The organism is Streptomyces regalis, assembly GCF_001509475.1.
Lineage (GTDB): Bacteria > Actinomycetota > Actinomycetes > Streptomycetales > Streptomycetaceae > Streptomyces > Streptomyces regalis.
The window spans coordinates 1-16,867 of record NZ_LLZG01000061.1 but is presented as its reverse complement, the minus strand read 5'-3'; the positions used below and the strand labels follow the sequence as shown (position 1 = coordinate 16,867).

Sequence of the window (16,867 nt, the reverse complement as noted above, 5' to 3'; positions counted from 1 at the left end):
CGACACCCTGGTCCGCATGGTCCTCGACCAGCGCGAGGCGGCCCGCTCCCGCAAGGACTGGGCCACCGCGGACGCCATCCGCGACCAGCTCAACCAGTCCGGCCTCGTCATCGAGGACAGCCCGCAGCACGGGCCGCGCTGGAGACGTGCCGTGGACACCCCACACGCAGTCCCGGCCACCGCACAGCACACCACGAGGGGAACGCACGAGCCGTGATCGACGTACAGAACCTCACCAAGTACCACGGCAGGACAGCAGCCGTGAACGACCTGACCTTCCGCGTCGAACCGGGGCGGGTGACCGGCTTCCTCGGACCGAACGGGGCGGGAAAGAGCACGACGATGCGCGCCGTGATCGGCCTGGACCGGCCGACGTCCGGCCGTGTGCTCATCGACGGCCGGCCCTACGACGCCTGGCCCCGCCCCCTGACCAAGGTCGGAGCGCTCATGGACGCCCAGGCCGTGCACGGCGGGCGGTCGGCGTACGGGCACCTGCTCGGCCTGGCCCGGAGCAACGACATTCCGGAGCGGCGGGTCGGCGAGGTACTCGAGACCGTCGGACTCACCGAGGTCGCCCGCCGGCGGGCCGGAGGCTTCTCGCTGGGCATGGCTCAGCGGCTCGGCGTGGCGGCGGCCCTGCTGGGCGACCCCGACGTGCTGCTGCTCGACGAGCCGGTCAACGGCCTCGACCCCGAAGGGGTCCTGTGGATCCGCGCGTTGATGAAGCGACTGGCGGGCGAGGGCCGTACGGTCTTCGTCTCCAGCCATCTGATGAGCGAGATGGCCCTGACCGCGGACCACCTCATCGTGATCGGGCAGGGACGGCTGCTGGCCGACACCTCCGTCGATGACTTCATCGGCCGGTACGCCCGCTCGTACGTCCTGATCCGTACGCCCGAGCCGGAGCGGATGCGCGATGTTCTCGCCGCCGACGGCATCAGCGTCCTCGACGGCCCCGACGGCGTCCTGGAAGCCACCGGCGCGACACCGGAGAGAGTGGGCGACCTGGCGGCCCAGAACCGGCTGACCGTGTACGAGATCGGCGCCCGGTCGGCGTCCCTGGAGGAGGCCTTCATGCAACTGACAGCGGGCTCGGTGCAGTTCCGGGCCGACCACCCCGTACCGGATGTACGGGGCACACGGCAGGAGGTGCGGTGACATGGCGGACGCGGTGATGGCGCAGGCGGGCCCCGAGGTCCGTACGGAGACCCGCCCGTGGGCGGGACAGCTCCGGGCGGCGATGGCCTTCGAGTGGGTCAAGCTGCGCACTCTGCGCTCGACGTGGTGGAGCCTCGCTGTCTACGCGGTCCTGACCGTGACGGTCGCTCTCCTCACCGGCTACGCCCTGCGCGGCAGTTACGCGGACATGGACGCGGCGCGCAGAGCTGAGTTCGACGCCCTGGCCTACGGGTTCAGTGGGCTTCAGCTCGGGATGATGGCGCTGGTGGTCTTCGGTGTCCTGGCTGTGAGCGGCGAGTTCACCTCCGGGACGATCCGCGGCTCCTTCGCGGCGGTGCCCCGGCGCGGGGTCTTCTACGCGGCGAAGCTGCTCACCGGCGCGCTGACGGCCGGTGCGGTGTCCGTGCCGGTGGTGGCCGCCGGTTTCGCCGCCACGCAGGCCCTGCTGGGCGGTCCGGGACGGGTGGCGCTCACCGACGACGGCGTGGCACGAGCGCTGATCGGCGCGGTGCTCTACACCACACTGCTGAGTGTCTTCGCCATGGGCCTCGCGACGGTGCTGCGCAGCCCGGCGGTCACCCTCAGCATCCTGTTGCCGCTGTTCTCCATGCTGTCGACGATCCTCAGCAACCTGCCCGGGGTGCGGACGGCGGCGCAGTTCCTGCCCGACGTCGCGGGCGGGCTCGTCCTGCTGCGGGAGCCGCCGGACAGCACCGTCCTCGACGCGTGGACCGGCATGGCCGTCCTCATGGCGTGGACCGCCGCGTCCGTGACGGCGGGTTACCTCGCACTCCGGCGGCGCGACGCCTGAGCTGTGCCGCGCGGGCCAGGTCACGGGCCAGGTGGGCGCGGCGCAGGCCGTGCTCGCGGCGGTAGCGCCGGTCCTCCCGGGTGTCGTACATCAGCTGGGTGTGGAAGTAGTTCACATGCTCCAGCACGGCGAAGAGCGCGAAGAGCACACCGGGCACGCTGCCCGGTGTGCTCTTCGCGTACCAGGCCGTGAGCAGCACTCCGGCGGCCAGCAACGGCACGTTGACCAAACGGGCGGCGGCGAAGGCCCGCGCGGCCGGCAACACCGCGCTGCCCGTGGCGAGCTGGCGCAGCTTGGCCATCCAGTAGGCGGCACCCTCCACGAGGAGGACGGCGCACAGCGCGAACCCCAGGGCGTTGCCCGCCGTCACCGGCAGACCGATGACGGCGAACCAGATGGCCGCCTGGAGCGGGATGTTGCACAGTTCCATCAGGGCGAGGCCGGTGAGCCGTCGCCGGATCCCGGAGCGGGAGCGGCGGTCCCGGCTGTTCGAGTCGTTCACCATGTCCAGGCGCCTCGTGGTCTTCTCGTTCGTCGAGTTCTTCAAGGGGCTGTCACGGGTACGCCACCACCGGGCCGGGCTCGGCGAGAAGCGCGGAGTTGGAGACGAGGCGAAGGGCCTTCTCCCGGTCCCAGCCCAGGGCTGCGGCACGCAGCGCCTCGATGCCCGGTGGCAGGTCGAGCCCGAGATCGTCCGCGAACAGTACCCGGCACCGGTCGATGACGTTCAGGGCGCCGACGGCATCACCGTGCACACAGTGCACCGCGGTGAGCAGCTCCCACAGGCGCTGACGGTACGGAGCCTCGGCGAGGGTGGCCTCGATCCGGTAGGCGAGCATGTCCGTCCGGTCGGTGAGGATGCACGCGGTGAAGAGGTCCTGGCAGGCGTCGTAGCGCGCGTTGTCCAGCCCGGCGATGTGGGCGTCGAACCACCGGGTGCGCGGCGGATCCTGACCCAGCGAGCCGCGCCACAGAGACAGGGCGTCCTCCAGCACGTCCACGGCGGCGCCGGCCTCGCCGCGTCTGAGCATGGCCCGCCCGTGCCGCGCGGCCAGCGTGAACCGGGAGACGTCGACCTCGTCGGGGGACACCTGGAGGGCGTAGCCGCTCTGGCATCCGCGATAGGTGGTCAGCCGGCTGCTCAGGCCGGAGTCGGCCGCCTCCAGGTCGCGGCGCAGTCCGGTGAGATGGCTGCGGATGTTCGCGGTGGCCGAGGCGGGCGGTTCATCCCACAGCAGATCGGTCAGTTCATCGGTCCCCACCGGCCGGCCGCCCCGCAGCAGAAGGGCGGTGAGCACGGCGCGCCGCACGGGCGAGCGGATCTCGAGATGCCTGTCGATGCGCCTGTCCTCGTGCCCGTCCCCATGGACCGGCTTTTTCGACCGTTTCTGAACGTTCGCCCGGATCTGAACCGGACCGAGCACTCTGAAGAGCATGTCCGTGTACTTCCCCCGTCGTGTCCCACGTCTTCTGCAACGTTTCAAACGTTTCAAACGTCTTCTGCAGCGTCTCTCGCGGCGTCGTACGTACGCCCCGTCGTACCCCGTCGTACCGCCCGTACCGCCCCGTACCGCGCCTTCTCGCCGGTGCCGTGGTCATGGCCTCAGCCGCTGTCGGACCTGGTCCAGCCCCTGAGCGCCGGATGCCGCAGCACGTCGGTGATCCTCGCTGTGGCGTCCTGCGGGGTGAGGTCGCCCGGCAGCAGCAGCGACAGCGCCGCGGTGCCCTCGGAGCAGTGGATGCCGGAGACCTCCCAGGTCGCGGGGAGCAGCGAGACGAGCCGTACGGCTGCGGCCTCCGGGGCCGCTCCGGCCGCTGAGGCGTCGGCGGTCGCGTGAATCGTCACGCGATGGCGAAGTGGCATGGAAATCCTCGAAGAGGTCGGGGCGGGACGGCGAATCGGTGGGACCGCAGCGGACCACAGTCCCACCGGCCCGCTAGCCGCTCGTCATCCCCAGTCGTGGAAATCGCCATCGGGGGCCACCGCTGCGGTCACCCCGCGGACGGCAGTGCCCACGTCTGTGAGAAGACGGTCCGGGGCGTTTCCGTCCGCGAAGGCGGCGGGCCAGGCGTGATGTGCCTCCGCATGTGCCGTGCCGGTGCCGGTCCCGGCGCAGACTCCGGCGACGGTGAGGAGGACGGCGCCCAGCAGAGAGCGGGCACCACCCCGGACGCACCTGGCCGCCGTTCTGGATGTGCGGGCCGGACGGATCATGAATTTCCCCCTGTGTTTCGCGATGCCTTGTGAGCTTGCGGAGTCCACTTTGCTGCCGCCGGGGCGCGAGATCGAGCGCAGGTGCGTACATGTTCCTGCAGCCGCGCGTACCACTTGTGACTCAAAGGCATCCATGCGGGCCGAACGGCTTCGGCCCGATGCGCGGACCGGTGCAGAACGGAACGCCCCCCTTAGGCTGAGATCCGTCGGTCGTCTGACCAACGGTCGACGCAGTTGTCCATACGCGTGAGACAGCCGTCACGCGAGAGAGCGGGGGAGGACACCATGCCGAGGGAGCCAGCCGAGCCCAAGGCCGGCCTGGAGCTGCTGGGAGTGGCGGTGGGGGACGAGGAGCTCTACCGCCTGCTGCTGCGCAGGGGCCAACTCGACCGGAGAGATCTCGCCGCCCATCCGGCGGCCGAAGGCCGCGACATGGAGGAGGTGTGCAAGCGGCTGACCGAGCTCGGCCTGGTGCGGGAGACGGCGGGTGGCCTGCTACGTCCCGTTTCCCCGGCCAAGGCGGTGGAGGGCCTGGTCGCGGCGGAGACCGAACGGCTGCGGCAGGAAGTGGAGGAGGCCGTGGCGGCGAGCGGTGTCGTGCCCTCACTGATGGCCGAGCAGGAGGCCCACGGCACCGGTCAGCTCATGACGCCCGGCGAAACCATTCGGCATATCGAGGGGCTGGAGGCGGTGCGCGCCGCCATCGACGAGCTGACGTTCTTCACCTGGACCGAGTCCCTGACCACGAACCCGAAGGGCGTGATCTCGGAAGAGGGCATCGCGCACGCACGCCCCCTCGACGAACGCATCCTGCGCAGAGGTGTGCACATGCGCACGCTGCTGGGCGAGGCGGCCCTGGACTGCCCGACCACGTTGCGGTACGCCCGCGAACTGACCTCGAAGGGTGCCGAGATCCGCATCTCTCACACCCCTCTGGAACGCATGATCATCTGCGACCGGTCCGCGGCGCTGACCCCCATCGACCCTTTCGACACCGCGCGGGGTGCCGTCCTGACCCGGGAACCGGGGCTGGTCGCCGCTCTGCTCTCCCTGTTCGAACGCATGTGGGTCCAGGCCCAGGAGTTCCCCCTGGAGGAGGGCACTGAACTCACGGACGACCAGGGCCTCAGCGGCCTGGAGTACAAGATCCTCCAGTCCCTGTGCCAGGCGGACAAGGACGAGATCGGGGCCCGCGACCTCGGCATCGCGGTGCGCACCTACCGCAAACATGTCGCGGGCCTCATGCGCCGCCTGGGCGCCGCCAACCGTTTCCAGGCGGCCCTCCTGGCCCGGGAACGCGGCTGGATCTGAGCAGGCCGAGCAGCGACGACGCAAAGGCCCCTGGAATCCGCCGGCGGATTCCAGGGGCCTTTGCCCTGCCGCCCTCAGGATCCCACCACGGGCTCGTCCGCCCTCTCCGCCCGCCGCAACAACGCGGCCGCGACCAGCCCTCCGGCCAGCACCGCCACCGCCCCCACCAGCTGACTGGTCTCCAGCCCGGACGAGAACGCGTCCACGATCGCCTCCTTCTCGGCCGCGCCGTCCGCCGAGGCCAACGCCGCGGGCAACGAACTCGCCGCCACCGGAATCAGCGCCGCGAACCGGGAGTTGAGCACCGCACCCAGAACGGCAACACCCAGCCCGTTGCCGAACTCCGCCAGCGTGCCGTTGATCCCGGCCCCCACTCCCGCCTTCTCCGGAGGAATCGCACTCATGATCGCGTGCGCCATCGCCGGGTTGGCGATCGCACAGCCGACCCCGATGAGCAGCAACCCGAGCAGCGTCCCGGCATAACCGCCGGAGGCCAGCGTGGCGATGGACACCAGGCCCAGCGACATGCACACCATCCCCAGCGCGATGGCCGTCGGAGTGCCCAGCTTCGTCATCCACTTCGCCGACAGCCCCGAGAAGTTCAGGACCACCACGGACAGCGCCAGCGGAGCCGTACGCAGCCCGGCCTCCAGAGGGCCGTATCCCAGCACGAACTGCAGATGCTGCGTGAGCAGGAACAGCGCCCCGCCCATCCCGAAGACGATCAGCACCGCCCCCGTGACCGCACCCGTGAACCGCCGGTCCTTGAAGAAGTGCATGTCGAGCATGGGGTACGGGATACGGCTCTCCCAGTACGCGAACGCGGCCAGAACCGCCGCCGCCACGGCCGCCGTGAGCAGTACCCGCCCGGACGTCCAGCCATGCTCGGGCCCGGAGATGATCGCGTACACGAGCGAGCTCATGCCGATCGTGGACAGTAGGGCGCCCAGCAGGTCGGGGCGGTCACCGCGCGGGTTCTTGGACTCGGGGACGAGGGCTGCGACGGCCACCAGACCCAGCGCCACCACCGGCAGGTTGATCAGGAAGATCGCACCCCACCAGAAGTGGTCCAGCATGAAGCCGCCGACCAGCGGACCGGTCGCGAAGCCGAGCGCGTTGACCGCGCTCCAGATGCCGATCGCCTTGGGCTGCTCCGCCGGGGAGAAGATCTGCATCGCGACGGCGAGGGTCGTCGTCAGCAGCAGCGCGCCGCCGACACCCATACCGGCCCGCGCGGCGATCAACTGGCCGGTGGAGTCCGCCAGTCCAGCGACCAGCGAGCCCACACCGAACAGGGCCAGGCCCGCGATCAGCATCTTCTTGCGGCCGTAGCGGTCGGCGGCGCTGCCCGCCGTGAGCAGCAGGCCGGACTGCACGAGCGAGTACGCGTTGATCATCCACTGGATGTCATGGGTGGCCGCGTCCAGCTCACGGGTGAGCGAGGGGATGGCCACGTTCAGGACGGTGTTGTCGAGCAGCACGGTGAGCTGGGCGAGACAGATGACACCGAGGATCAGCCAGCGCTGGGGGTGGCCTTGGGCCTGGGCCTGGGCCTGGGCCTGGGCCTGGGGTTGAGGCTGGGCGGCCGGGGCTTCTTCCTGGGGGGACGTCGTCATGCTGTACACCGTAGAACAGTTCCCATACGGCGTACAACGGAGATACGAGAAGAAGGGCGGTGGCACACGCCACCGCCCTTCGGACGAGAACCGTCAGCTGTCGCTCTTCGGCTGCGTCAGGTCGTAGAACGTCGTGCCGTCGACGGTCACCGACTCGAAGTTCTCCTGGACCCAGGAGCTGATCTGCGAGGAAGTGCCGTCGCTGCTGCCGCCCATACCGCCGCCGCTGCCACTGCCGCTCGCGATGAAGTAGTGGATCTCGCCGTCCGCCACGTACTTCTTGAACTGGGCCGGCGTCGGGGACGGGTCGGTGCCGTTGAAGCCGCCGATCGCCATCACCGGTTCGCCGGTGGAGAGCTGGTAACTCGCGGCGTTCTGGGCGCCGATGGCCGCGGCCGCCCAGGTGTAGTCCCCCGCGTTCTTCTCCAGCAGCTCCTTGGCCTCGTCGCTGACGCTGGCGCCGTTGAGCAGACCGCCCATGCCGCCACCGCCGCCGTCACCCATGCCGCCGGGCATTCCGCCCTGCTGGTTGCCCTGCTGGTTCTGGCCCTGGCCCTGCTGACCCGGCATGCCGCCGCCGGGGAAGCCGTTGCCGTTCTGCTGGTTCTGGCCGCCCTGCTGGTTGTTCTGGCCCTGCTGGTTGTTCTGGCCCTGCTGGTTGTTCTGGCCCTGCTGGTTGTTCTGGCCCTGCTGGCCCGGTATTTGGCCGCCGAAGCCACCGCCGCCGCCACCGGGACCGCCGCCACCACCCGGGCCGCCACGGCCGCCGACGACCGCGGGACCAGCGGTGACGATCGAGCCGGTATGGCCCTCGTTCACCGTGGTGAGGGTGTACGCCGTCGGGCCGGCCAGCGCGGCGGCGAGGCCCAGTCCGACGACGCCCATGGTCAGTTGACGGCCGAGCTTGCCGGCGAAGATCAGGCCCAGCGCGGCCGCCAGACCACCGACGAGGACCAGCCACTTCAGCCAGGGCAGGTAGTCGGAGGAGCGGTTGAGCAGGACGTAGCCCCAGACCGCGGTGGCCGTCATCGCGGCCGCCAGGGACAGCGACGCCCACATCTTGCCGCGCTCCTCCCACAGCTTGGCCGCGCCCATGCCGATCAGCGGGGCGATGTAGGGGGCGAGGGCCACCGTGTAGTACTCGTGGAAGATGCCCTGCATGTAGCTGAAGACCAGCATGGTCGTGATCAGCGCGCCGCCCCAGACGAGGAACGAACCGCGGGTCACCGACGTACGGCGCGCCTTGCGCGTCGCCACCAGGCCCGCGACCAGCAGGATCAGCGCGGCCGGGATCAGCCAGGAGATCTGGCCGCCGATGCTGGAGCTGAACAGCCGGTCCCAGCCGGTCTCGCCCCAGTTGCCACCGCCGTTGCCACCGCCATCGCCGCCGCCGACGCTGCCGGTCTCGTCGCCGTTGAGCCGGCCGAGGCCGTTGTAGCCGAAGGTCAGCTCCAGGAAGGAGTTGTTCTGCGAGCCGCCGATGTACGGGCGGGAGGAGGCGGGCCACAGCTCGACGATCGCGACCCACCAGCCCCCGGAGACGACGATCGCCACCAGGCCCGCGGCGAGCTGACCGATCCGCTTCTTCACCGACACCGGCGCGCAGACGGCGTAGACGATGGCCAGCGGCGGCAGGATCAGGAAGGCCTGCAGGGTCTTGGCGAGGAAGGCGAAGCCGATGGCCACACCGGCCCACACCAGCCACTTCGTACGGCCGTCCTCCAGGCCCCGGATGACGAAGTAGCAGGCCACGGCCATCAGCAGGGCCAGCATCGCGTCCGGGTTGTTGAACCGGAACATCAGCGCCGCGACGGGGGTGAGCGCGAGCACCGCGCCCGCGATCAGGCCGGCCGCGGGGCTGAACCGGCGGCGTACGGCCGCGTAGACAACAGCGACCGTGCCGACGCCCATGAGGACCTCGGGGAGGAGGATCGCCCACGAGCTGAGGCCGAAGAGCCGCACCGACAGGGCCATCGGCCACAGGGAGGCCGGGGGCTTGTCGACGGTGATGGCGTTGGCCGCGTCCAGCGACCCGAAGAAGAACGCCTTCCAGGACTCGCTGCCGGCCTGAACGGCCGCCGAGTAGAAGGAGTTGGCGTAGCCGGAGGCGCTCAGGTTGTAGAGGTAGAGGAGGAACGTGGCGAGCAGCAGGCCGAGGAAGGCCGGGCGCGCCCAGCGCGGGTCCTCGGGGCGGCCGCGCCACAGCCGCCGTACGAAGGGCTGCTTGGGTTCACCGGAGCCGGGGGCCGGGGCGGCGGCCGTGGGTGGCGGGGGCGGGCCCCAGGTGTCGGGGCCGGCGCCTCTGCCGTCGGCTGTCGTCTGGTGGTCGTAATGGATGGTCATCGGGAGTCCCTCGAATCGGTGTCGTGCGGGCGCACCGGCTGCAGCTGCATGGTGGCGTCCCGCCAGGTGCCGTCCGCGGCTTCACCGGCGCGGAACTGTGCGGTGTCGTACGTGTACTGGGGCGTGCGCTGCGGCAGCGGGCCGTAGTTCTGGGGGCTCTGCGGGAACTGCCGGGTGGAGTAAGCCGGCGATGACGGGTTGGGCGTCGGGTTGTGCGAGGCGACCACCGTCGACGGGGTGTCGCGCTGCTCCGGGAACACCCATGCCCGGAAGAGCAGGAACCGCAGCACCGTCGCGGCAAGGTTGGCGGCGATGAGGACCGCAAGTTCGGTGGAGTGCGCGGGGTTGCTGCTGGCCGCGTTGAGGGCGGCGAGCGAGCCGCTGGTCAGGGCGAGGCCGATACCGAAAACGACCAGGCCCTGCGCCTGGTGCCGTACGGCGCCGCTGCGGCCGCGTACCCCGAAGGTGAGGCGCCGGTTGGCGGCCGTGTTGGCGATCGCGGAGACCAACAGGGCGAGGGCGTTGGCGACCTGGGAGCCGGTAAAAACCCGGAAGCCGCTGTAGAGGAGGAGATAGAAGAGGGTCGACAGGCCGCCGACGACGCAGAAGCCGACGAGCTGGCGGGCCAGGCCCTTGGGTACGTCCTTGATGTCGCGGTCGCGCGGGTCGTCGCCGAAGGGGCGGGCGAGCCGGTCCAGCGGGAGCGACCCGCCGGCCAGGGCCTTGCCGACCCGCCACACGCCCTTGAGGTCGTCGGTCGCCGTCTTCACGATGTGCACCGTGGAGTCGGGGTCGTCGACCCAGTCGACCGGCACCTCGTGGATACGCAGCCCCGCGCGCTCGGCGAGCACCAGCATCTCGGTGTCGAAGAACCAGCCGGTGTCCTCGACGAGCGGCAGCAGGATCTGGGCGACATCGCGCCGGATGGCCTTGAAGCCGCACTGGGCGTCCGAGAAGCGGGCCTGGAGCGAGCCGCGCAGGATGAGGTTGTAGGCGCGGCTGATGAACTCCCGCTTCGGCCCGCGTACCACCCGCGAGCTGCGGGCCAGCCGGGAGCCGATCGCGAGGTCCGAGTGGCCGGAGATCAGCGGCGCCACCAGCGGCAGCAGGGCGTTGAGGTCGGTGGACAGGTCCACGTCCATGTAGGCGAGGACCGGGGAGTCCGAGGCGGACCAGACGGTCCGCAGCGCCCGGCCGCGGCCCTTCTGCTCCAGCCGGAAGGACCTGACCTCCGGTATCTCCGCCTCCAGCCGCGACGCCACCTGGGGGGTGGTGTCCGTCGACGCGTTGTCCGCGATCGTGATGCGGAACGCGTACGGGAAGGTGCGCTTGAGGTGATCATGCAATCTCAGCACACACGGCTGGAGGTCCTTCTCCTCGTTGTAGACGGGGATCACTACGTCCAGGACAGGCGTACCGGCGTCGCCGGCCGGGAGGTGCTCCCGCGCCGGCAGGGTGCCGGGAGAAGAGTCGGTTCGCATGGAACCGACTTTCGTCAGGCGCCCTGTTCCGCCCATGTGGTGACGCTGTGCTGTGCCTGTGAGTGCTGTTGCCAGCTCATTTCGGGGCTCGGCGGCGTGCGGAGCGCGGGCAGATGCACCGTGAACACGGTGCGCCCGGGCACGCTGTCGACGGTCACGGCGCCGCCGTGCGCGGCCGCCACCGCCTGCACAATGGCCAGGCCGAGGCCGGTCGAGCCGGAGGAACGGGAGCGCGAGGAGTCGCCGCGCGCGAACCGCTCGAAGACGTGCGGGAGCAGATCGGCCGGGATGCCCTGGCCGTTGTCCTCGACGTCCACGCACATCCAGGGACCGCGCCGTTGAACACGGGCAGTGACCGTCGTACCGGGTGGGGTGTGCTTGCGGGCATTGCCGAGGAGATTGACCAGCACCTGTTGCAGACGTGCCGCGTCCGCCGACACGAGTGCCGGTTCGTCGGGCAGGTCGAGGCGCCAGTTGTGGTCCATGCCGGCCGCGCGGGCGTCGCTGATGGTGTCCACGACGAGCGGGATCAGGTCGGTCTGCTCGAACTGGAGGGGCCGTCCGGCGTCGAGCCGGGCGAGCAGCAACAGATCCTCGACGAGGAGGGTCATGCGCCCGGCCTCGGACTCGATACGGCCGAGGGCGTGCTTGGTGTCCGGCCCGACCTCTTCTCTGCCGCGTCTGGTCAGCTCGGCGTACCCGCGGATGGAGGCCAGGGGGGTGCGCAGCTCATGGCTGGCGTCGGCCACGAACTGCCGTACCCGCATCTCGCTCTGCTGGCGGGAGTGCAGGGCGCCGTGCACATGGTCCAGCATCCGGTTGAGCGCGGCACCGACCTGGCCGACCTCGGTGTGCGGGTCGGTCTCGGACTCGGGGACGCGCTCGCTGAGGTTGACCTCGCCGGTGTGGAGGGGGAGTTCGGAGACGCGGGTGGCGGTGGCGGCGACTCGGCGGAGGGGGCGGGTGGCTACGCCGACGAGGACCGAGCTCGCGATACCGGCGGCTACGAGGGCGGCGGCGGCGACGCTGGCTTCGATGATCATCAGGGTGTTGAGGGTGCTGCTGACGTCCTTGGTGGGGATGGCGACGTAGTAGCTGCGGGTGCCGTCGGCGCTGGTCTGGTACTTGACGCGGTACTCGCCGAGGCTGCCCAGGTCGACCGTGTGCTCTTTGTTGTCCTGGGCTACTTGGTTGAGCGCCGCTTGCTGGGCTCCGGTGAGGGGGTTGGCCACCATCCCGAAGGGGTCGGCGGTGGTCCTGTCGTTCGACTTCTGGCCGACCTTGGACTCGGTGATGACACCGTTCTGGACCAGGGCGATGACCGTGCCGGACGACCCCGGGCCTCCGGCGCGCTTGGCGAACTCGTTGAGGTCGATGGCCTTGTCGGACGAGTTGTTCTTGTTGAGGTCCTTCTTGTTGGCGTCGTCGCCGGGAGGTTTGCCGGCAACCCGATCGGCGACTTCGGTGAGCTGGGTGCCCAGTTGTTCGTACAGGTGCGAACGCAACGCGAGCGTCGTCACCGTACCGATCACCGCACACACCACGGCGATCAGCACCAGCGACGCGACGACGAGCCGCGCCCGCAGGGTACGCGGCTGACCCGCCCGTCTCTTCTGCGTACGCGGTCGTCGTCGCCCGCTCATGACGCCGCGGGCTTGATCAGGTAACCGGCACCACGCCGGGTGTGGATCATCGGCTCGCGACCAGCGTCGATCTTCCGACGCAGATAAGAGATATAGAGCTCGACGACGTTGGCCTGCCCGCCGAAGTCGTACGACCAGACCCGGTCGAGTATCTGCGCCTTGCTGAGCACACGCCGCGGGTTGCGCATGAGGAAGCGCAGCAGCTCGAACTCGGTGGCGGTGAGGTGGATGTTCTCCCCGGCGCGCGACACCTCGTGGCTGTCCTCGTCGAGGGTCAGATCCCCTACGACCAGCACGGAGTCGGACCGCCGGTCGGCGGCACCGGAGCGCCGGATGAGCCCGCGCAGCCGGGCCACGACCTCTTCCAGGCTGAACGGCTTGGTGACGTAGTCGTCGCCACCGGCGGTGAGCCCGGCAATACGGTCCTCGACGGCGTCCTTGGCGGTGAGGAAGAGGACAGGAACGTCCGGCAGCTCACGGCGCAGGCGCCCCAGGACGGTCAGCCCGTCCATGTCCGGCAGCATCATGTCGAGAACGACGGCGTCGGGCCGGAACTCGCGCGCGGTCTGGATGGCACCCGTGCCATCCCCGGCACTCCGGATCTGCCAGCCCTCGTAGCGAAGGGCCATCGACAGAAGTTCGGTGATCGACAACTCGTCGTCCACCACAAGCACTCGGACGGGGCTCCCGTCCGGCCTCAGCAGTTCGGTGCGCCCCTGGGGCGAGGTCGTGGTCATGCTGGAAACTTTGTCGAGGTCCTCTTAGAACACGCTTTCCGCAACCTGTGATTTTCCTAAGAAACGCACAGGAGACTCTCAGGGGGCACCTGGGTGATATCGACACGGGAGGCTGCGCCGGGCCGCGCCGGGTCACAGGGCCTCGCGCCCGGATACCCGCAGGTCAGCCCATGGTGCCGGTACCGGTACCGGTACCGGGCAGGAAGTGGACCGGTATGTACTGGTCGTACAGCCGGTCGCCGGTGGCCGTGAACTCGGCACGGGTGACGATCGCGCACCCCGCCACCGGCCGATTCCCCCCTGTCAGACGGCCGTACTGCCGACCATGAGGATTTTGATGGCGATACTGCTGCCGTCGATCTCGTAGGTGGCTCGGTACACACCAACGCGCAGCCGCCGCAGGTTGGTGGTGCCGAGCTTGCTGCTCGCGGCGGGTTCCGGGCTGTGCGCGAGCGCGCTGATCGCCTTGACGAGGGGTTTCACGGCGTCGCCGTCACGGGCCCGGAGCCGTTTGAGGCCTTCGGAGGCCGCCCGTTCCCAGATGATCGTGTAGCTCAACAGGCCTCGGCTCCGGTGATGATGGCGTCGATCTCGGACTGCGTGGACGTCGGACCGCCGGCCGCGCGCGCGAACAGAGACACGGCCACATCGGCAAAGTCGATCGCCTGCTCGCGTACGTCCTCATCCGGGGCGGCGTCGGCGAGCGCCTGGGTCCACCAGTGGTTGAGGAACGCCTCGAAGCCGCCGGAGTCCGCCAGAGCGCCCAGCTCTGTATAGAAGTCGGCGCGGTGATCGAGGCGCAAGGCTGCCCCGATGCCGTCGACCGTGCGCTGGACGACATTGCCCGTGAACCCGGTGGCTCCCCGGGCCTCGGCCACCGCGTTCTGCCACTCGTCTGCCATCCGCGTCTCCCTTCGCCGTGCGGCCAAGGTACCGGCACGGCAGCCCCTGAGACGGCTCAGCACGCTACGCATCGCGACTCCTGGAGATGTCGAGTTCCACCCAGACGGTCTTGCCCACGGTGAGCTTCTCGACCGCCCATCGATCGGCATACGTACGGACGAGCAGGAGCCCTCGGCCGAACTGGTCGCCGGGGTCGGCAGTGCGGGTGCTCGGAAGCCGTTCGCCTCGCGGATCGGTGACGGCGACGCGAAGCGCCCGGCCGGTGAGGGACGTCTCGACGCGGAACAGGCGGTCCCGCAGGCAGCCGTGCAGTAAGGCGTTCGTGCACAACTCGCTTGCCAGTAGCGCCAGGTCACCGGCGACGCCGGGATGGCCCCAGTCGACGGCGAGTTGGGCGACGTGTCTGCGGGCGAGGGGGATGTTGCGGGGGTACGGGGTGTAGCTGACGGCGTCGTAGCGGTCGTAGGCCTTGGCTTTGGCTTTGGGGTTTCGGGGAGGGCAGGAGTCGGTCACGAGGGTCCTCCGGTGGGCTGGTGGGTTGATGAGTTGGGGTGGCTCCGCCGTGCGGGCAGCACGGTGCACTTCCGCCAACTGGTGTCGCTCAGTGGGCGATTGAGTACTGAAGGTAGCCTCACGAGAAGATGGACAGCAACCTGCTTGGACAGAAACATTGCTGTCCTGGTTTGTGGTTGCTGCCCCCTCACCTCAAACTGGAGCAACTGATCGGGAGGGAAAGCGACATGGCAGGCAAGGACCCCGACCGCGGGAAGACGATCACGACCGTTCTGGGGCGGCGACTCGGCGGGGAGCTATTGCGCATGCGCGAAGCCTGCGACCTGCGGCAGACGCACGCCGCCGAGGCGTTGACCGCGTCGGTCACCAAGGTCGCGAAGATCGAGCGCGGACAGGTGCCGATACGTGATCCCGACGTCAGAGCCCTGTGCCATCTGTACGACGAGAAGGACGAGGCGGTGATCGGCAAGCTGCTGGCACTGGCCAAGGCAGACCGGGGCCGGCGCAAGGCCAAGGGCTGGTGGAATCAGTACCCCCAGCTTGCCGCCATGGTCGAGTACGTGGCCTTGGAGGACATCGCCACCAGCATCCGCACGTGGGAACTCGCCTTCATTCCTGGGTTGTTGCAGACGCCGGACTACGCACGTGCCGTGGCGGTGGGCGCCGGCTCATGGGAGGACCCGCGCGAAATCGAGCCGTTTGTGGAAGCACGACTGACCCGCCAGGCGCGACTGCGGTCGGAACGCCCTCTAGAGCTATGGGCCGTGATTCATGAAGGTGCGCTGCGCCAACTCGTCGGAGGGCGTGACGTGATGAGGCAGCAGCTGGGCCATCTGCTCGACGTGGCGACCTTGGACACGGTGAGAATCCAAGTGGTGCCGTACCTCGCCGGAGCCCACGCCGGCATGATCGGCGCCTTCAGCATCGTCTCGTTCGGCGAGCCCGGAGCACTGGACGTCGTACATATGGACGTACCTTCTTCTACTCTCTGGCTGGAGAGCGAAGAGGACGCCGCCAGGCACGGCCGTACCTTCGACCGCATCGCACGGGTCGGTCTGGCGGAGCGCAACGCTCTCGACCTGATCGACACGATCCGCAAGGAGATGTAGGCCGGTGACTGACTTCGAGTTCGCCAAGTCCAGCTACAGCGGCGGAGACGCGGGGCAGCAGTGCGTCGAAGTTGCCCGCAACATCCCCGGCACCGTCGCCGTCCGAGACTCCAAGGACGCGGACGGACCGATACTCCAGCTCACGCAGGGAAGCTGGACGGCCTTCCTTCGTTCGGTCTCACATCACGGCTGAACGCCATCCGGCGAGACCGTCTCGCAGGGCCCAGCAGTCGGGGTGCCCCCTTGCTCGAACCCATTGCTGAGCTCGACCTTGGCGATGTGCAACGAGTAGCGCTCGTACCAGTGCGCACGCCCCTGCGCCTTGGCCACGCGGTGCTCCGCATGGTCGCGCCACCGCTCGATCCCGGCGAGGTCCCTGAAGTAGGCGACGGTGATCGCGAGAGGCCGGGGGTGCGGGCGGAGTCCTCGCCGAGGAAGCCGGGGATCTCCTTGACGAGTTCGCCCATGCGCTGGGCGGTCTCGCCGTATCCGCCGTCACCCTCCGTGCGTACGGAGGTGAATACGGTGATCGCTCATGTGGCCTACGGTCGGGCTCCGCACCATGCAGCGTCCAGCCCCTTGCCGGGCTATCTCTCGGACTGTGCTGCGGCCGGAACGATCCAGCAGCCGACTCAACCATTCCGACTCAATGAGCCTCTTCAGCGTTGCCGCTCCAGTGTGAGGATGGCCTTGGCGATTGACGTCATTCGATTCGGGCTGCATCGGGACCTGCGGAAGATGCGCCAGGACTTCAGGGCGGGCGACGCCGCGCTCGACCGGCGCTCGCGCGGCGGCAAGTGCCCGGTTGAGGGTCTTTTCTGTGGGAGTGAGTTCCTGCAAGGGCTTGCGTTTGATGCCGGTGGTCAGCCACGGGCCAGCACCCTGGTAGGCGAGATCGGCCAGGATAGGAACGCCCTGGCGCTCGCAGATCCGGATGATCCGGTGGGTGCGGGCTGCGGTCAGGTCGTGAGTCCGGCCCGGCAGGGCGGGTGAGAGCCACAGCAGC

At 69.4% G+C, this 16,867-nt stretch carries 18 protein-coding genes and 1 pseudogene; 6 read left to right on the top strand and 13 right to left on the bottom strand.

The window, feature by feature from the left end; translation table 11 throughout:
- The 3 genes from ADL12_RS11260 to ADL12_RS11250 all read left to right on the top strand — a co-directional run.
- A partial coding sequence (locus ADL12_RS11260; protein ID WP_159053143.1) for a CysS/YqeB C-terminal domain-containing protein occupies positions 1-217 on the top strand: 217 nt, incomplete at its 5' end.
- Complete coding sequence (locus ADL12_RS11255) at positions 214-1,158, top strand: ATP-binding cassette domain-containing protein (RefSeq protein ID WP_062701130.1); 945 nt, start codon at positions 214-216, stop codon at positions 1,156-1,158. The genes ADL12_RS11260 and ADL12_RS11255, both read left to right, overlap by 4 nt.
- A 1-nt stretch (position 1,159) precedes the next feature.
- Positions 1,160-1,990 carry an ABC-2 transporter permease gene (locus ADL12_RS11250; RefSeq protein ID WP_062701128.1) on the top strand — a complete coding sequence of 277 codons (831 nt, stop codon included), beginning with the start codon at positions 1,160-1,162 and terminating at the stop codon, positions 1,988-1,990.
- On the opposite strand, the gene ADL12_RS11245 is transcribed toward ADL12_RS11250, so the two are convergent.
- The 3 genes from ADL12_RS11245 to ADL12_RS11235 form a co-directional block, all read right to left on the bottom strand.
- Positions 1,926-2,537, bottom strand: coding sequence for a multidrug transporter (locus ADL12_RS11245; protein WP_208614517.1), 612 nt, complete (start codon positions 2,535-2,537; stop codon positions 1,926-1,928). The genes ADL12_RS11250 and ADL12_RS11245 overlap by 65 nt on opposite strands.
- A gap of 7 nt (positions 2,538-2,544) precedes the next feature.
- The gene (locus ADL12_RS11240; RefSeq protein ID WP_079051969.1) at positions 2,545-3,426 is read right to left on the bottom strand and encodes an AfsR/SARP family transcriptional regulator; all 882 of its coding nucleotides are present in this window, start codon (positions 3,424-3,426) and stop codon (positions 2,545-2,547) included.
- 167 nt (positions 3,427-3,593) lie between these two features.
- Positions 3,594-3,854, bottom strand: a complete 261-nt coding sequence (locus ADL12_RS11235; RefSeq protein ID WP_159053142.1) for a hypothetical protein — start codon at positions 3,852-3,854, stop codon at positions 3,594-3,596.
- Positions 3,855-4,490: 636 nt separating this feature from the next.
- Here ADL12_RS11235 and ADL12_RS11230 point away from each other — a divergent pair.
- Positions 4,491-5,516 (top strand): response regulator transcription factor, encoded by a 1,026-nt coding sequence (locus tag ADL12_RS11230; protein WP_062701124.1) that lies wholly within the window; start codon positions 4,491-4,493, stop codon positions 5,514-5,516.
- Positions 5,517-5,590: 74 nt separating this feature from the next.
- Here ADL12_RS11230 and ADL12_RS11225 read toward each other — a convergent pair whose 3' ends face one another.
- The 9 genes from ADL12_RS11225 to ADL12_RS11190 all read right to left on the bottom strand — a co-directional run bounded on the left by ADL12_RS11225 (position 5,591) and on the right by ADL12_RS11190 (position 14,752).
- On the bottom strand, positions 5,591-7,132 hold the full coding sequence (locus tag ADL12_RS11225) for an MFS transporter (protein WP_062701135.1): 1,542 nt from the start codon (positions 7,130-7,132) through the stop codon (positions 5,591-5,593).
- Positions 7,133-7,225: 93 nt separating this feature from the next.
- Complete coding sequence (locus ADL12_RS11220; protein WP_062701122.1) at positions 7,226-9,475, bottom strand: ArnT family glycosyltransferase; 2,250 nt, start codon at positions 9,473-9,475, stop codon at positions 7,226-7,228.
- Positions 9,472-10,956 carry a bifunctional glycosyltransferase family 2/GtrA family protein gene (locus tag ADL12_RS11215; RefSeq protein WP_062701120.1) on the bottom strand — a complete coding sequence of 495 codons (1,485 nt, stop codon included), beginning with the start codon at positions 10,954-10,956 and terminating at the stop codon, positions 9,472-9,474. Before ADL12_RS11215 ends, ADL12_RS11220 begins: the two co-directional genes overlap by 4 nt.
- 14 nt (positions 10,957-10,970) lie before the next feature.
- Positions 10,971-12,599 carry a sensor histidine kinase gene (locus tag ADL12_RS11210; protein ID WP_079051968.1) on the bottom strand — a complete coding sequence of 543 codons (1,629 nt, stop codon included), beginning with the start codon at positions 12,597-12,599 and terminating at the stop codon, positions 10,971-10,973.
- A complete protein-coding gene (locus tag ADL12_RS11205) occupies positions 12,596-13,336 on the bottom strand; it encodes a response regulator transcription factor (RefSeq protein WP_062701118.1) in 741 nt (246 codons plus the stop codon). The genes ADL12_RS11210 and ADL12_RS11205 overlap by 4 nt, the downstream gene beginning before the upstream one ends.
- Positions 13,337-13,499: 163 nt before the next feature.
- Positions 13,500-13,622, bottom strand: coding sequence for a hypothetical protein (locus tag ADL12_RS57685; protein ID WP_279617137.1), 123 nt, complete (start codon positions 13,620-13,622; stop codon positions 13,500-13,502).
- Between the two features lie 17 nt (positions 13,623-13,639).
- Complete coding sequence (locus tag ADL12_RS11200; protein ID WP_062701116.1) at positions 13,640-13,894, bottom strand: type II toxin-antitoxin system RelE family toxin; 255 nt, start codon at positions 13,892-13,894, stop codon at positions 13,640-13,642.
- On the bottom strand, positions 13,891-14,238 hold the full coding sequence (locus ADL12_RS11195; RefSeq protein ID WP_062701114.1) for a hypothetical protein: 348 nt from the start codon (positions 14,236-14,238) through the stop codon (positions 13,891-13,893). Before ADL12_RS11195 ends, ADL12_RS11200 begins: the two co-directional genes overlap by 4 nt.
- Before the next feature lie 64 nt (positions 14,239-14,302).
- Positions 14,303-14,752, bottom strand: coding sequence for an ATP-binding protein (locus ADL12_RS11190; protein ID WP_062701112.1), 450 nt, complete (start codon positions 14,750-14,752; stop codon positions 14,303-14,305).
- A 227-nt stretch (positions 14,753-14,979) separates the two neighbouring features.
- On the opposite strand from ADL12_RS11190, the gene ADL12_RS11185 reads away from it, so the two are divergent.
- Together ADL12_RS11185 and ADL12_RS11180 are read left to right on the top strand one after the other, a co-directional pair.
- Positions 14,980-15,861 (top strand): helix-turn-helix domain-containing protein, encoded by an 882-nt coding sequence (locus ADL12_RS11185; RefSeq protein WP_062701110.1) that lies wholly within the window; start codon positions 14,980-14,982, stop codon positions 15,859-15,861.
- Between the two features lie 4 nt (positions 15,862-15,865).
- Positions 15,866-16,054 (top strand): DUF397 domain-containing protein, encoded by a 189-nt coding sequence (locus ADL12_RS11180; RefSeq protein WP_062701108.1) that lies wholly within the window; start codon positions 15,866-15,868, stop codon positions 16,052-16,054.
- Positions 16,055-16,520: 466 nt separating this feature from the next.
- On the opposite strand, the pseudogene ADL12_RS50120 reads toward ADL12_RS11180, so the two are convergent.
- A pseudogene (locus ADL12_RS50120) lies at positions 16,521-16,867 on the bottom strand (transposase family protein); the annotation flags it as partial.

Coding starts and splice junctions, on each gene's coding strand:
- ADL12_RS11215 (WP_062701120.1), bottom strand. CDS start 10,956: ATGCGAACCGACTCTTCTCCCGGCACCCTGCCGGCGCGGGAGCACCTC.
- ADL12_RS11210 (WP_079051968.1), bottom strand. CDS start 12,599: ATGAGCGGGCGACGACGACCGCGTACGCAGAAGAGACGGGCGGGTCAG.
- ADL12_RS11250 (WP_062701128.1), top strand. CDS start 1,160: ATGGCGGACGCGGTGATGGCGCAGGCGGGCCCCGAGGTCCGTACGGAG.
- ADL12_RS11235 (WP_159053142.1), bottom strand. CDS start 3,854: ATGCCACTTCGCCATCGCGTGACGATTCACGCGACCGCCGACGCCTCA.
- ADL12_RS11205 (WP_062701118.1), bottom strand. CDS start 13,336: ATGACCACGACCTCGCCCCAGGGGCGCACCGAACTGCTGAGGCCGGAC.
- ADL12_RS11225 (WP_062701135.1), bottom strand. CDS start 7,132: ATGACGACGTCCCCCCAGGAAGAAGCCCCGGCCGCCCAGCCTCAACCC.
- ADL12_RS11220 (WP_062701122.1), bottom strand. CDS start 9,475: ATGACCATCCATTACGACCACCAGACGACAGCCGACGGCAGAGGCGCC.
- ADL12_RS11185 (WP_062701110.1), top strand. CDS start 14,980: ATGGCAGGCAAGGACCCCGACCGCGGGAAGACGATCACGACCGTTCTG.
- ADL12_RS11240 (WP_079051969.1), bottom strand. CDS start 3,426: ATGCTCTTCAGAGTGCTCGGTCCGGTTCAGATCCGGGCGAACGTTCAG.
- ADL12_RS11195 (WP_062701114.1), bottom strand. CDS start 14,238: ATGGCAGACGAGTGGCAGAACGCGGTGGCCGAGGCCCGGGGAGCCACC.
- ADL12_RS11230 (WP_062701124.1), top strand. CDS start 4,491: ATGCCGAGGGAGCCAGCCGAGCCCAAGGCCGGCCTGGAGCTGCTGGGA.